Source organism: uncultured Campylobacter sp., from assembly GCF_938018145.1.
Classification (GTDB): Bacteria; Campylobacterota; Campylobacteria; order Campylobacterales; family Campylobacteraceae; genus Campylobacter_A.
This window is the reverse complement of the sequence record NZ_CALIII010000280.1, coordinates 1-1,313: the sequence shown is the minus strand read 5'-3', so window position 1 is coordinate 1,313 and position 1,313 is coordinate 1. Positions and strand designations below refer to the sequence as shown.

At 50.9% G+C, this 1,313-nt stretch carries 2 pseudogenes; both read left to right on the top strand.

The window, feature by feature from the left end:
- Positions 1-776 (top strand): annotated as a pseudogene (locus Q0338_RS06440) (alpha/beta hydrolase); the annotation flags it as partial.
- Between the two features lie 355 nt (positions 777-1,131).
- Positions 1,132-1,313: pseudogene (locus Q0338_RS06435) on the top strand (iron ABC transporter permease); the annotation flags it as partial.

Here is a 1,313-nt window from a genome sequence, read left to right as displayed (position 1 = left end):
CAGCCTACGAGTGGATGTTCGGCGCTCAGACGAAATACGAGAAAATGGACTTTAGCGCGTTTGATGCGGCTGGATTTAACGACCGAAGCGGTAAGCCAAAAACCGTCTCAGGCGAGCTAACCGCAGAGCAAAAAGAGCTCTCCGCCGCGCTAAAATCAGCCTTCCCCGCCTACGTAAATTCGCTAAATTTAAAAGACGCCAAAGGCCGCGCGCTCACGCTTGAGCCTAGCGGCGAGGGCAGCTTTAAAGAGTATGTCAAAAAGACGCTCGCAGACTCCTATGCCGCTGCAAAAAGCCGCGACAAAAGCCTGCTAAAGCCCGAGTTTTTCACGCTTGAGACGCAGGGCTGCACGCTCGGCTATGATTTTAAATTTGACGATTACGTCCTATCTATGCCGCGCGCTAAGGCTGCGCCCGCATTTGACGGACTAGAGCTACAAAATCCCGAAAACGACTTTTTCGGCGATGCGGACGCGGCGGCGAAGCACTTTACCGAATTTAGCGCAAAACGCGGCACTGGCGAGAGCGCCAACGCTAAAATCATAAAAATGGCAAACGCGATGAGCTATCTGGGTAATAAAAGCGCGGCCAAATTTTACCGCATCAGGCATGGCGCGGCCGACTCCGATACTGCTCTAGCCGTGCCGCTTATCTTGGTTCTGGGGTTACAAAATGCTGGCAAGACGGTTGATTTCGCTGCTCCTTGGGGGCAAGGTCACGGCGGCGACTATGATTTGGACGAGCTTTTTAGATGGATGGACCGCGTCGTAAAGTAGCTTAAATTTGACGCGGCGGAAGCTTGCTTTCAAATTTGGCTCGACGAAAAATTGCGGAAACGTTAGATTTAAATTTGATAACGCGGTAAGGGGTGCTTAGCTCAAATTTATCGTTAGCGCCAAGCCTTAAACGCAAAACGGCGGGTAAATTTGACCTAAACGGTATAAATTCGGCGCTTAGCGCAAGGTTATCTAGGTCGCAAAAAACCGCCTTTTGGTTCGCTGTTTTGCGTGGCGATCGCAAACTAAGAAACAAAAACTTCGCTCGCCAAGTTAGCAACAAGGCAAATTTAGCCATTTTGCGAGCGATTTTTGTGCGGGCTGCCGCGGACGGAGATTTTATTTTAGGAGAAAGATGAAAAACATTAGTTTTAAATTTACGCTGATTTTGCTGGCCGCGCTGACCGTAGTTTGCGGCGTAGTAGCGCTTGGCGTCGGCAGGTTTTACGTGGCGCCGGGCGACGTGCTTAGCGTGATCGGCGGCTTTTTTGGAGTGCCGACGGACGCCGCGGCAAATATCCAAAACGTCGTCGAAAA